Here is a 12,969-nt window from a genome sequence, read left to right as displayed (position 1 = left end):
CGTACGATGCCCAGCGTGACGCACGACGACGCTCCGCCGCTGGCGGACCTCATGCCGTGGTCCGTCGCACCGCCGCGGCTCGGCCGAGGGTGGCCGACGGGCCCCGACGCGACATCCCTCAAAGCCCGCTGGGACGCCCTGCTGAAGGCCGAGGGGCCCGACCGGGAGGCCCTGTTCGAGCCCACCCGCTCCCGCACCCTGCGCTCGGCGGTCGGACAGCTGCCGGGGCGGACGGGCGGCACCGAGAAGCTCGCGCGCGCCTCCGGCCCGTGCCCGGAGCCGGTACGGGTCCTGGCCGCGCCCTTCGACGAACAGTGGCTGATCCCGGACCAGCGGCTGATCGACGCGGCCCGGCCCGAGCTGTGGCGGGTGGCGGACGACGAGCAGGTGTTCGTGGTGGAGACCCCCACGGACGGCCGCGGCCCCCAGCTCCTCGCGACCTCGATGCTCCCCCTGCTCCGCCCGGGCCGTGTCCGCCCGCTGTACCGCCGCCCGGGCGGCACCGAACCGAACCTGGCCCCGGGCCTCCTGGAGCACCTGCGCACCCGCCTCGGCAGCCCGGTGACACCTCTGGACGCCCTCGCCTGGATCATGACGGCGGTCCGCCCGGACCTCACCGTCCCGCTCACCGACGACCCCGAACTGTGGTCCCACGGTGTCGAGTCGGGCCGCCGCACCCTGTGGCTGATGCGCCGTGACGGCGACCGCCCGAAGCTGCCCGGAGGACGCCGCCCGTACGTCCGCGCGCCTCTGCCGTCCCGTCCCCTGATCCTGGACTACGACCGCGACGAGGAGGCCCTGCTGCTTGACGAGGGCCGCGTCTCCCCCGTGCCGCCGAAGGCCTGGGACTTCGAGGCGGGCGGCGTGCGGGTGCTGGAACAGTGGTTCGCGGCCCGCATGACGGAACCGGAGCCGGGCACCCTGTCCGCGATCCGCCCGGCGACCTGGCCGCAGACGTGGACGTCGGAGCTGCTCGAACTGATCACCGTGCTGGCCCTGCTCGCGGATCTCCAGCCGCTCCAGGACGAGTTGACCTCACAGGTCACGGCGGCCGACCTGCGCGAGGCGGGGGTGCTGCCGGTCCCGGACTCGGCCCGAAGGCCCGCGTCGGTCCTGGACGGGCACGAGGAGGGGCCGGAGGGGCAGCTCGCGCTGCTCTAGGTTCTGGGTGCGAAGCCGTCAAGGACCCGCTCCAGCATCCGCTCGAACACCGCGTCCAGATCGATCGGCCCCGCGTCCTCCATGAACGACGCCGCCAGCCGCGGATAGGCCCCCGAGGCCACCTGGCTCCCCAGGTACGCGATCCGCACCGCGTTCTCCTGCTCCTGCGACCACGGCAGCGACCGCACCCGCTCGGCCGTGGACAGCTCGTTCGAGACGTACGTCGTGACACACCCGTTGAGCATCGCGACCAGCTCGATCTTCGTGCCGGCGGGGGCGTCCAGCGGGTCGAGACAGGCGAGGCAGTGCTCCAGGTAGCGCAGGGCGTTGGGGCTGAAGCCGTACACCCCTGACATCAGCCGCACCATCCAGGGGTGCCGGTGCATGAGCGCCTTGGTCCGGCGCGCGTTGCGCAGCATGTCGGCCCGCCAGTCACCGGTCGGCTCGAACAGTTCGTGCTCCCCGCTGACCGCGTCCACCATCAGCTCGTACAGGTCCTCTTTACGGGGGACGTAGTTGTACAGCGACATCGTCCCGCAGCCCAGTTCGGCCGCGACATGGCGCATCGACACCGCGTCCAGCCCGCCGGCGTCGGCCAGCCGCACCGCCGCCGCCGCGATGTCCGCCCTGGTGAACGCGGGCTTCGGCCCACGCCCCGTCCGCTCGGGACGGGCCCAGATCACTTCGGGTACGGCCGCTCGGCCCGCCATCGATCATCACCTCGGCCACCATCCTAGTTACGTACAGCGTACGTAGTGCGCTATGGTCCTGCCATGACTTCTACGTACGCTGTACTTAGTGAAGGTCTGGAAAAGCGGTTCGGGGAGGTCCATGCCGTGCGCGGCCTGGATCTCGCCGTGGCCCCGGGCACGGTCTGCGGCATCCTCGGCCCCAACGGCGCGGGCAAGACCACGGCCGTGCGGCTGCTGACCACGCTGCTGCGGCCGGACGCCGGCTCCGCGCGGGTCGCCGGGCGCGACCTCGTCCGGGAACCGGAGGCGGTACGCCGCGCCATCGCCGTCACCGGTCAGTACGCGTCGGTCGACGGGGATCTCACCGGGCGGCAGAACCTGCGGCTGTTCGCCCGGCTGCACCGGGTGCGAGGGCCGGCCGAGCGGGCCGCCGAGCTGCTCGACCGCTTCGGGCTGACCGAGGCCGCCGACCGGGCCGTGTCCACCTACTCGGGCGGGATGCGCCGCCGCCTCGACCTGGCGGCGAGCATGGTCCGCCGCCCCGGGATCCTGTTCCTCGACGAGCCGACGACCGGACTCGACCCGGCCAGCCGCAACCTCATCTGGGACGCCGTGCGCGATCTGACGGCGGACGGCACGACCGTGCTGCTGACCACGCAGTACCTGGAGGAGGCCGACCGACTCGCCCACGACATAGCCCTGGTGGACAAGGGGCGGGTCGCGCACACGGGTTCGCCGGCCCAGCTCAAGGCGCTGATCGGGGCGCACGTCGAGATCGTCGTCGCGGACGCGGACCTCCTGGTGAAGGCGGCCGGGATCCTCGACCACCTCACCGGCGGGCAGCCGTCGTTCGACCACGACCGGAACGCGGTCGGCGCCGTCACCCGGGACTCCACGCTCACCCTGCCCCGGCTGGTGCGCGAACTGGACGCTGCGGGCGTGCCGTTGCTCGACGCGAGCATCCGGCCGCCGACCCTCGACGACGTCTTCCTGCGACTGACCAAGGAGTGTGCGGTATGAGCACGTTGGCCTACGACGGCACCGCGATGCTGGGCCGTCAGCTGCGGCGGGTGCGGAACAACCCGGGGCTGCTGATCCTGACCCAGACCATGCCGATCACCATGCTGCTGTTCTTCGGCTATGTCTTCGGCAGCGCGCTGGCGATGCCGGGCGAGGAGTACCGGTCCTTCCTGGTGCCGGGCCTGCTGGTGGCGACGGCGGCGAACGGGATCATGACCGGGATGTTCCAGGCGGCCCAGGACGTCCACCGGGGCGTGACCGACCGGCTGCGTACCCTGCCGATCAGCAGGGCGGCCGTGCCGCTGGGCCAGTCGGTGGCGGACGTGGTGGTCACCGCGGCCGGCCTGGTGCCGTTCCTGCTGGTGGGACTGGCGGTGGGCTGGCGCGTCGAGGGGTCCGCGCTCCGGGCGGCGGGCGCGCTCGCGCTGTTGCTGCTGTTCCGGTTCGCGACCACCTGGATCGGCATCTTCCTCGGCCTGCTCACCGGTAGCGAGGAGGCCGCGGGCCAGCTGGGCGGGGCGACCTTCGTCCTGCCGCTGCTGTCCAACGCGTACATCCCGGCCGAGGGGCTGCCCGGGTGGCTGCGCACTCTCGCCGAGTGGAACCCGATCAGCGCGGTGACCACGGCCCTGCGGGAGCTGTTCGGCAACGCCCCGGTGCCGGAGGGGGCCGCCTGGCCGGTCGCACACCCGATCGCCGGGTCACTGATGTGGTGTGCGGTGCTGATCGCGGTCTTCGCACCGCTTGCCGTACGGCGGTATGCACGCGGGGAGGACTGAACGTCTGTTGTCGGGAGGGGAGTTCGGTCACCTGGATCGTGCTGCATGCCGTGGGGATGACGGGCAGGATCGCAGCACGATTCCGGGCGGCCAGGGCTCAGTGCCCGCCGAACAGCGAGCGGCGCAGTCGGCGCAGCGGCGCGAACAGCGAGACGCGGCGTACCCGCGCACCCCTGTCACTGCGCTGCTTGGTGGTGTCACGCGCGGTCAGCTCGCGCATCAGTGACGTCGCCTCGGCCGCCTCGCGCTGCGGGACGGCAGGTCCCGACAGCACCGAGAGATGGCGGTCGAGGCGCGAACTGGTCGCGCTGCTCCCGCAGGTGATCGCAGGGACCCTCGCCCTGCGCACTGTTATCTGTTCCATGTCACTCCCCACCCGTACGAGTCCACCCGGCCCGGGCAGGGTAACCCTATCGCCCCGTTGGGGCACACGTGTATCGGCGTCACAGGATTCACCTTCCCCGCAAGGGCGTTGACGACCCCTCCATGATTACTCTCCGAATCCGACCGATTTCAGGGCGAGTTGGACAACCGGCTGGGTAGTGGGCTGTGGTGATCCCCCGTCGGGTTCGACCGTCACAGCGAGTGATGTAGCGGCCTTGTCGAGTCCGCTCGCGACCAAGGGCGTGTCGGCGGCGAAGAGCCCGAGGGAGCGCGGTTGCTCGCCCGGGCGCATGAGCCACAGTTGGCGCACCCGGCCGCTCGGAGGGGCGCTGTACCCGCTCAGGGTGACGACCGCGCGCCCCTCGGATGCGGAAGCGATCACTCCGATCGTCCGGCCCTGTGCGTCCTGTCCCCGGGTCGCCCGCGCGTCCGCGGCCTGGAGAACGTGGGCGATCTCACTGGCCTGGGCCTTCTGCGCGTCCAGTTCGTCCTGGGTCCGGTCGGCCTGTACGGCGAACAGGGAGGCGACGACGAGGGCCGCGGCCGCGGTGGCCGTCGCGAAGGGCACGAACAGAGGTCGCCGCTGACGCTGCCTGGGCGGCGGCTGGGCGCCCCAGACATGCGGCGGCAGCTGCGACTTGCGCGCCCGTACCGGCTCAGGCCGCGCGCGGGCCGGCTCCGGCCGTACGGCGGACTCCTGCGGGATGGTGCGTACGGCGGCCAGCACCCGGTCGCGCATCGCGGTCGGCGGCGGAGCGGCGGCCGACCACGCGAGCCGTACCGCGTCCTCGGACAGGGCACGCACTTCCGCCGCACAACTGGCGCAGTCCTTGAGGTGCCGTTCGAAGCGGGCCCGTTCGGCGGGCTCCAGCGCGTCAAGGGCGTACGGGGCCGCGAGGGAGTGCAGATCTTCCCGGCGGAAGAGGCTCATGCCGCACCTCCCAGGCACTCCCGCAAGCGGGTCAGTCCGTCACGCATCCGCGTCTTCACCGTGCCCAGCGGCAGCGAGAGCCGCTCGGCCACTTCACGGTACGTGTAGCCGTCGTAGTAGGCGAGGGTGACGGACTGGCGCTGGAGCTCGGTCAGGCGCTCCAGGCACCGGCGCACCCATTCGCGTTCGAGGCCCGCCTCGACCTCCTCGGTCACCTGGTCGAAGGCGGGGTGGTGGGCCCGGTGTGCCTCGCGCTGCTCGCGTTCACCGGCCGCGCGGGCGCTGCGCACCCGGTCGACCGCACGGCGGTGCGCGAGGGTGAGGATCCAGGACAGCGCGCTGCCCCGGCGGGGGTCGAACCGCGCGGCGGACCGCCAGGTCTCCAGCAGCACCTCCTGCGACACCTCCTCCGACTGCGCCGGATCCCGCACCACACGCCGTACCAGCCCGAACACCGGCCCGGCCACGAGCCCGTAGAGCTCCTCGAACGCCATCTGGTCCCCGCCCGCCACGAGCAACAGAAGCTCGTCCGCTTCCAACTCGCCGCCCCCTCCCGCAAAGCCGCACCTGGGCTGTCCCGTCCCACGAGGTATTCGCAACGAACACACCTCCGGATGGGGTTACGGATCAGAAGCTCGAAAACGCGGGTCGAGCAGCAGAAAAGAAGTTTTGAGATTCGACCAATCCGCCCCGCCCACCGCTCCGAATCACCGGCGTCAGGCAAGTTGGACTGAGGACGGACGGCATGACACCTATCTCCAGGAGTGGCTCGCGACGCAGGAGCCTCGCGACCCTCGTATGTGGTGCGCTGGCCGCCGGAGGGCTCGCAGCCGCCGGTGTGGCCACGCTGGAACCTGGGGCGGCCTCCGCCTCCAGTCACCGGGAGGCCCCGCTGATCTCGGGCGACCCCCAGTACGACAACACGGACGTCTACGCGTTCGTCAGCCCCGACAAGCCCGACTCGACGACGATCGTCGCCAACTGGATCCCGTTCGAGGAGCCCGGGGGCGGCCCGAACTTCTACCAGTTCGCCGAGGACGCGCAGTACGACCTCCACATCGACAACAACGGTGACGGGCAGGGCGATCTGCTCTACCGCTTCACCTTCAAGACCCACGTCAAGAACAAGAAGTCGTTCCTGTACAACACGGGCGTGGTCGACAGCCTCGACGACCCGGACCTCAACGTCACGCAGACGTACGACATCGAGCTCTTCCGGCTGAAGTACGGGAAGGTCCAGTACAAGACGAAGGTCGCCGACGACATCCCGGTGGCGCCGTCGAACGTCGGCAAGGCGTCCATGCCGAACTACGAGAAGCTGCGCGACCAGGCGGTCTACAAGCTTCCCGGCGACGCGACGGCCTTCGCCGGCCAGGCCGACGACCCGTTCTTCGCCGACCTGCGCGTCTTCGACCTGCTGTACGGCGGGAACCTCACCGAGGTCGGCAACGACACGCTCAAGGGCTACAACGTCAACTCGATCGCCCTGCAGGTCCCGACGGAGCTGATCGCCGAGTCCTCGCACCAGCCGGTCGTGGGCATCTGGTCGACGACCCAGCGCAGGAACGCGCAGGGGTACTACTCCCAGGTCTCGCGCCTGGGCAACCCGCTCGTCAACGAGGTCGTCAACCCGCTGAAGGACAAGGACAAGTTCAACGCGTCCTCGCCGTCCTACGACGGGCAGTTCCTGAAGAACGTGACCAACCCCGAACTGCCCAAGCTCATCGAGGCGATCTACAAGATCCCGGCCCCGAAGGAGCCTCGCAACGACCTCGTGGACGTGTTCCTCAAGGGTGTGAAGGGGCTGAACCAGCCGCCCCACGTCCGCCCCGCGGAGGAACTGCGCCTCAACACGTCCATCAAGCCCACCGATTCTCCGAAGCGGCTCGGTGTGCTTGATGGCGACAACGCCGGATTCCCGAACGGCCGTCGGCTCACCGACGACGTGATCGACGCCTCGCTCCAGGTCGTCGAGGGCGAGCTGGTCGGGTCCAAGAACGACCTGGGTGACGCGGTCGACAAGAACGACAAGGACTTCGAGAAGTCCTTCCCGTACGTGGCGCTGCCGACGGAGGGTTCTCGCGGTCCGCTCGCCAAGGGCACGTCCGGTGGGAACGACGTCCGTAACCAGCTCGGGGACGCGCTCTCCCCCGCAGGGACCTCCGGGTCGGACAACATGTCCCTGATCGCGGGGTCCGCGGGTGCGGGTGCGGCCGGGATCGTGCTCATCGGGGCGGCGCTGATGTGGTGGCGCCGGATGCGGCGGCGCGCCTACTAGGCGCACCGAGGCGCCACCCCTCTTTACTGGCGCGGCCCGCACGACTCCATCCCCCACGGTGCGGGCCGCGCCGCAGTACACGATCGATCACGAACGAATCAGGAGAGGGCATGTCCGGGTCTACGACCGACAACGCATCCGAGGACGAGCAGAGCGGTTCGTCGGAGGCCGTGGAGCCCTCTGCTCAGGCCGATGACGAGAAGGCCGCCGCCGTGCGGCGGGTCTCGGCGGCCGGCCGGCGCTGGCGGGCCGCTCAACTCGCCGGTTGCGCGGCCCTGTTGGCGGTCGCACTGACAGGCGGGTCGATCGCCTTCGGAGCGCTGCGGGACGGTGGTACGGCCACCGTCGCCAGTTCTTCGTCGGCCGTCTCGCCCGGGCTCATGGCGAGCGGTGACCTCGACGCGGGCATCAAGGCGATCCAGGCCCATCTGCGCGGCCAGCCCAGGGACTTCGGCAGCTGGGCCACCCTCGGACTCGCCTACGTCGAGCAGGCACGGACCAAGGGTGACCCGTCCCGGTACCCGCAGGCCGAGCAAGCCCTCAAGAAATCATTGGAGTTGGAGCCCGACAACGACCAGGGGCTCGCCGGTCTCGCAGCCCTCGCCGCGGCCCGGCACGACTTCAAGGGCGCCCTCACGTACGCCGACAGGACCCTGAAGCAGAACCCGTACGACGAGCGCGCCCTCTGCTCCCGGATCGACGCCCTCGTCGAACTCGGCCGCTACGCCGAGGCGTCGAAGGCCGCCGACCTCGCGGACGAACGTCGGCCCGGCATCCCGGTGTTCACCCGCTACGCCTACGTCCACGAACTCCGCGGCGACGTCCGCACCGCCCGCGCCGTCCTGGAGCGGGCCCTGTCCACCGCGACCACTCCGGGCGACATCGCCTACGTGGCCGCCGCCCTGGGTCAACTCGCCTGGAACCAGGGCGACTACGACACGGCCCTGACCGACTACGCCCGCGCCCTCGCGGCCGACGACAGCTACCTCCCCGCCCTGGAGGGCAGGGCCCGCGCCCAGGCCGCGAGCGGGAACCGGGCCGCCGCGATCAAGGGCATGGAGGCCGTCGTGGCCCGGTATCCGCTGCCCGGACCACTCGTCGCACTCGGGGAGCTGTACGAGGACCGGGGCGCTGACGGCGACAAGGCCAGGGCCGGCGACCAGTACGCGCTCGTGGACGCCTGGACGGCCCTCGCCCGGGCCAACGGCGTCAACGCCGACCTCGACACCGCGATGGCCGCCGCCGACCACGGCGACAAGGCCGCCGCCCTGCGCGCCGCCCGCGCCGAGTGGGCCCGCCGGCACACCGTGCACACCGCGGACGCGCTCGCCTGGGCCCTGCACGTGAACGGCCGGGACAAGGAGGCGCTGCCGTACGCCCGGCAGGCCACCGCCACCGGCTACCGCAACGCGTCCTTCCTCTACCACCGCGGGATCGTCGAACTCGCCACCGGTGACCGGAAGGAAGCCCGGAGCCATCTCGGCTCCGCCCTGAAGCTCAACCCCGGTTTCTCCCCCCTCGGCGCCCGCGAGGCCCGCAAGGCTCTCAAGGAGGCGTCCAAGTGAAGCCCCGCCGTCTGTTCGCGTCCCTCACGGCCGTCCTGACGGCGGCCTGTGCGCTCGCGCTGCTCCCTTCCAGCAGCGCGAGCGCACACCCGCTCGGCAACTTCACCGTCAACCGCTACGACGGTCTCGTCGCCGCACCCGGCCTGCTCCGCATCGACCACGTCGAGGACCTCGCCGAGATCCCGGCCACCCAGGCCAAGCCGGACATCGACAGGCTCGGCATGACCGAGTGGGCCGCCCAGCGCTGCCGGAAGGCGGCGGAGGGCGGCAAGGTCACCGTCGACGGCCGTGCGGTCGCCCTCGGCGTGAAGACCAGCCACGCGCGCGTGCGTCCCGGTCAGGCGGGGCTCGACACCCTGCGCGTGGAGTGCCGGCTGACCGCCCCGCTGCCCGAGGACGCCACCGTCACGCTCGGCTTCCACAGCGCGGGCACCGACTCAGGCCCCGGCTGGCGCGAGATCACCGCGCGCGGCGACCGGACGACGCTCACGAAATCGGACGTGCCCGCGAAGTCGGCCTCGGACGAACTGACCACGTATCCGAAGGAATTGCTCTCCTCTCCCGCCGACACCGTGACGGCCTCCCTACGCGTGCGGCCCGGTGGACCCGCCCTCTCCGAGGAGCGGCCGGCCGCCCCCGCCGCCTCCGTGCTGCCCCGGGGCGCCGACCGCTGGACGCGCGCCCTGGACTCCCTGGTGGCCCGGCACGACCTCACCGTCGGCTTCGCGGCGCTGGCCCTGCTCATCGCGGTCGTCCTCGGCGCGATGCACGCGCTGGCCCCGGGGCACGGCAAGACCCTGATGGCCGCGGTGGCCGCGGCCCGCGGCGGCAGGGCCAGGATGAAGGACGTCCTGCCGCTGGCCGCATCCGTGACCGTCACCCACACCCTGGGCGTGGTCGCCCTGGGCCTCCTCGTCACGGCCGGCTCGGCGGCGGCGCCCTCGGTGATCGCGTGGCTGGGCATCGCGAGCGGGCTGATGGTGACCGCGGCGGGCGTCACCCTGCTGCGCCGCGCCCTGCGCACCCGCGCGCACCAGCACGGACACGGCCACGAGCACGGCCACGGACACGGCCACACGCACGACCTCGGACACACGCACGACCACTCGCATGACACCGGGAAGCACGAGGAGCGCTCCCTGGTCCTGGTCGCCGCCCACACACAGACGGCCACGGCACCGGCGGCCACGCACACACACGCCCACGCGCCGAGCCACACACACGACCACGACCACGACCACGACCAGCGTCACGGGCACGACCACCCGCACCCCCACGACCACCCGCACCCCCACGACCACTCCCACGCCCTGGAGCACACCCACGGCGGCTTCACCCACACCCACGCCGTCGCCCCCACCGTCCGCGGCACGATCCTGCTCGGCTTCGCGGGCGGTCTCGTGCCCAGCCCCTCCGCCGTCGTCGTGCTCGTCGGGGCCGCCGCACTGGGACAGGCGTGGTTCGGACTGCTGCTCGTCGTGGCGTACGGGGTCGGGCTGGCCCTGACGCTGACCGCGGCCGGATTCGCCGTCGTCAGGCTGGGCAGTGGAGTCACACGGCTGCTGGACAGGCGCCCCCGCCTGGCCGCGAGCCCGATGACCGCCTTGGTGCGCAGGACCGCGCCCCTGATGTCGGCGTTCGTCGTGGTGGCTCTCGGGGCAGGATTGGTGCTCAAGGGGGCGGCATCCGCACTCGGCTGAGCTACTTTTGTACAGAATTCTCGTGCAACATCACGCGGAGTGGAGATTTCGCCCGGATGCGAATGGGGGACGCCCGTGTCCGAAGAACCGGGCAGTGAACGAGTGATCGCGGGCCGCTACCGCCTGCTGTCCCCGCTCGGCGAGGGCGGCATGGGAACCGTGTGGCGCGCCCGTGACGAGGTGCTGCACCGCGAGGTCGCCGTCAAGGAGGTGCGCGCGCCGCACGGCCTGGCGACGCACGAGGTCGAGCGGCTGTACGCCCGCCTCGAACGCGAGGCGTGGGCGGCGGCGCGGGTCGCCAACCGCAATGTGGTGACGGTGTACGACGTGGCCACCGAGGACGGCCGCCCATGGATCGTCATGGAGCTGGTGCGGGGCATCTCGCTCGCCGAGCTCCTGGACGCGGAGGGCCCGCTCAGCCCGCAGCGGACCGCGCACATCGGTGCCGAGGTGCTCTCCGCGCTGCGGGCCGCGCACGAGGCCGGGGTGCTGCACCGGGACGTGAAGCCCGCCAACGTGCTGCTGTCGAACGACGGCCGCGTGGTGCTCACCGACTTCGGCATCGCCCAGGTCGAGGGCAGTTCCGCGCTCACGATGACCGGCGAGGTGATCGGTTCGCCCGAGTTCCTGGCCCCGGAGCGGGCGCTCGGCCGCACCCCGGGCCCGGAGTCCGACCTGTGGTCGCTGGGCGTGCTGCTGTACGCCGCCGTCGAGGGCAACTCCCCCTTCCGGCAGAACACCCCGCTGAGCACCCTGCGCGCGATCGTGGACGAGGAGCTGCCGCCGCCGTACCGGGCCGGTCCGCTCACGCCGGTGATCGAGGGGCTGCTGCGCAAGGATCCCGCGCAGCGGTTGCCGGCCGACCGGGCCGAGCAGGAGCTGCGGATCATCGGGGCGGGAGGCACGCCCCGGGCGGATGCCGTGCAGGCGGGTCCTTACGCCCCGACCATGGCGGCGCCCTTCCCGCAGGAGCCGCCGACGGCCCCGTACCGGCCGGCGCCCACTCCCACCTCCACCCCCGTCGCGGCCTCCGGGCCCCCGGAGCGCAACCGTCGCGCGACCGTCGTCCTGGTCGCGGGCGTGCTGGCCCTCGCGCTGGCGATCGCGGGGCTGACGTACGCGCTGCTGAACCATGACAACGGCGACAAGGGCGGGGAGACCGCCAAGGACAGTGGTCCGGCGGTGAGTTCACCCGCACAGACCAAGACGGACGAGCCCAGCGACACCCCCTCGCCGAGTCCGAGCAAGAGCACCACGAGCGCGCCCCCGCCGCAGTCGGTGGCCGTCTCACTGTCGGGCTCGAACACCGACTACACGGGCAGCTGTCCGCCGGACAGATCGGCGGCCCCCACCTTTACGGTCACGCTGGAGGTCGGGCGGCTCCCGGCGACGGTGACCTACCGCTGGGTGTCGAAGAACGGTTCGGTGAACGGCAGTTGGAAGACGCTCACGTTCCCGGCCGGTGGCGGGAAGAGTCAGCAGGACAGGCGGTTCGTCACCACGCAGGACGACAGCGGGACGTTCGAGGACACCATCAGCGTGGAGGTCCGCGACCCGGTCGAGAAGACGTCCAACTCGGTCCCCTTCTCGTTGACGTGCGTGGCGGAGACCCCGACCGGTACCGGCGAGGCCTCCCCCACTGCGTCCCCGTGAGGGGTGATCAGGCCGCGCTGTTCAGGACCGGGAGGTAGCCGCCGGACTGGCCGGCCGCGGTCGGGTGGTAGGACTCGCCGATGTTGAGCAGGTTGAGGCTGTGCAGCCAGGCGCTGCCGGAGCAGAGTTCGTGCCCGGTGAAGGCGGAGCGGACGTCGCCCCAGGCGAAGCCGTGGTCCGCGGCCCGCTTGGCGATCGCGGTGTCGAGGTAGTCGGCGGCGTCGTTGATCGCCTTCCGCTTGGTCTCGGAGAGGCCGAGGCAGGTGGTGCCGAGCTGGTAGAAGCGGGGGTAGCCGAGGACGACCACGTGGGCGTTGGGGGCCCTGCCGCTGATCTGCGAGTAGACGTTGTCCAGTTGGCCCGGGAGCGTCGAGTCGACGTACGCCTTCGCGGTGTTGATCCGGGACAGGCAGGAGCTGTCGGACTGGAGCACACAGGTCGTCATGACGTCGGAGAAACCGGCGTCGTTGCCTCCGATGCTGATCGAGACGAGTGCGGTGGCGGAGCTGAGCGGCGTCAGCTGATTCGCCAGAACATCACCCGTACGGGCGCCCGAGCACGCGGCGAACGTGAACGACGAGGGTGAGTGGGCGGCCGCCCAGAGGTAGGGGTAGGCCTTGGTGCTGCGCTTGCAGTCGCCGCTCGAACTGATGTAGCTGCCCGAGCCGACACCCGAGGAATACGAGTCCCCCAGGGCCACATAGGGGCCCTGAGCGGCGTGGGCGGTGCCTGTCCCGGTGAGGACTGCGGCGAGGGCGAGGAGGAGTGAGCCGACGTACGCGGCAAATCGGGAACGTCTCATGGAA

The 12,969-nt window shown here is 71.5% G+C and carries 12 protein-coding genes; 7 read left to right on the top strand and 5 right to left on the bottom strand.

Features of this window, described 5'->3' with window-relative positions; genetic code table 11:
• Positions 1-6: 6 nt before the first annotated feature.
• Positions 7-1,161: a type ISP restriction/modification enzyme gene (locus D1369_RS32505; RefSeq protein WP_037899431.1), complete on the top strand. Its 1,155-nt coding sequence runs from the start codon at positions 7-9 to the stop codon at positions 1,159-1,161.
• On the opposite strand, the gene D1369_RS32500 is transcribed toward D1369_RS32505, so the two are convergent.
• On the bottom strand, positions 1,158-1,871 hold the full coding sequence (locus tag D1369_RS32500; protein ID WP_007380958.1) for a TetR/AcrR family transcriptional regulator: 714 nt from the start codon (positions 1,869-1,871) through the stop codon (positions 1,158-1,160). The genes D1369_RS32505 and D1369_RS32500 overlap by 4 nt on opposite strands.
• A gap of 63 nt (positions 1,872-1,934) precedes the next feature.
• Here D1369_RS32500 and D1369_RS32495 point away from each other — a divergent pair, with 63 nt between their 5' ends.
• Positions 1,935-2,873 carry a daunorubicin resistance protein DrrA family ABC transporter ATP-binding protein gene (locus D1369_RS32495; protein WP_037899432.1) on the top strand — a complete coding sequence of 313 codons (939 nt, stop codon included), beginning with the start codon at positions 1,935-1,937 and terminating at the stop codon, positions 2,871-2,873.
• Positions 2,870-3,652, top strand: a complete 783-nt coding sequence (locus tag D1369_RS32490; RefSeq protein WP_037899433.1) for an ABC transporter permease — start codon at positions 2,870-2,872, stop codon at positions 3,650-3,652. Before D1369_RS32495 ends, D1369_RS32490 begins: the two co-directional genes overlap by 4 nt.
• Before the next feature lie 97 nt (positions 3,653-3,749).
• On the opposite strand, the gene D1369_RS32485 is transcribed toward D1369_RS32490, so the two are convergent.
• The 3 genes from D1369_RS32485 to D1369_RS32475 all read right to left on the bottom strand — a co-directional run bounded on the left by D1369_RS32485 (position 3,750) and on the right by D1369_RS32475 (position 5,506).
• Positions 3,750-4,016: a hypothetical protein gene (locus D1369_RS32485; RefSeq protein ID WP_037903158.1), complete on the bottom strand. Its 267-nt coding sequence runs from the start codon at positions 4,014-4,016 to the stop codon at positions 3,750-3,752.
• A gap of 126 nt (positions 4,017-4,142) precedes the next feature.
• A complete protein-coding gene (locus tag D1369_RS32480; RefSeq protein WP_007380962.1) occupies positions 4,143-4,967 on the bottom strand; it encodes an anti-sigma factor in 825 nt (274 codons plus the stop codon).
• On the bottom strand, positions 4,964-5,506 hold the full coding sequence (locus D1369_RS32475; RefSeq protein ID WP_007380963.1) for a sigma-70 family RNA polymerase sigma factor: 543 nt from the start codon (positions 5,504-5,506) through the stop codon (positions 4,964-4,966). The genes D1369_RS32480 and D1369_RS32475 overlap by 4 nt, the downstream gene beginning before the upstream one ends.
• A gap of 206 nt (positions 5,507-5,712) precedes the next feature.
• Here D1369_RS32475 and D1369_RS32470 point away from each other — a divergent pair, with 206 nt between their 5' ends.
• The 4 genes from D1369_RS32470 (at position 5,713) to D1369_RS32455 (ending at position 12,163) form a co-directional block, all read left to right on the top strand.
• Positions 5,713-7,245: a DUF4331 domain-containing protein gene (locus D1369_RS32470; protein WP_202476953.1), complete on the top strand. Its 1,533-nt coding sequence runs from the start codon at positions 5,713-5,715 to the stop codon at positions 7,243-7,245.
• A 110-nt stretch (positions 7,246-7,355) separates the two neighbouring features.
• Positions 7,356-8,810: a tetratricopeptide repeat protein gene (locus D1369_RS32465; RefSeq protein ID WP_118082759.1), complete on the top strand. Its 1,455-nt coding sequence runs from the start codon at positions 7,356-7,358 to the stop codon at positions 8,808-8,810.
• Positions 8,807-10,510: a sulfite exporter TauE/SafE family protein gene (locus tag D1369_RS32460; RefSeq protein WP_118082758.1), complete on the top strand. Its 1,704-nt coding sequence runs from the start codon at positions 8,807-8,809 to the stop codon at positions 10,508-10,510. Before D1369_RS32465 ends, D1369_RS32460 begins: the two co-directional genes overlap by 4 nt.
• Positions 10,511-10,585: 75 nt before the next feature.
• A complete protein-coding gene (locus D1369_RS32455; protein WP_118082757.1) occupies positions 10,586-12,163 on the top strand; it encodes a serine/threonine-protein kinase in 1,578 nt (525 codons plus the stop codon).
• Between the two features lie 7 nt (positions 12,164-12,170).
• Here the strand turns inward: D1369_RS32455 and D1369_RS32450 are convergent, their stop codons facing one another.
• Positions 12,171-12,965, bottom strand: a complete 795-nt coding sequence (locus D1369_RS32450; RefSeq protein ID WP_037899435.1) for an SGNH/GDSL hydrolase family protein — start codon at positions 12,963-12,965, stop codon at positions 12,171-12,173.
• Between the last annotated feature and the right edge of the window lie 4 nt (positions 12,966-12,969).

It is taken from the genome of Streptomyces sp. CC0208, from assembly GCF_003443735.1.
GTDB classification, from domain to species: Bacteria; Actinomycetota; Actinomycetes; order Streptomycetales; family Streptomycetaceae; genus Streptomyces; species Streptomyces sviceus.
The sequence above is the reverse complement of the archived record's forward strand: the minus strand, read 5'-3'. Positions and strand labels throughout refer to the sequence as shown.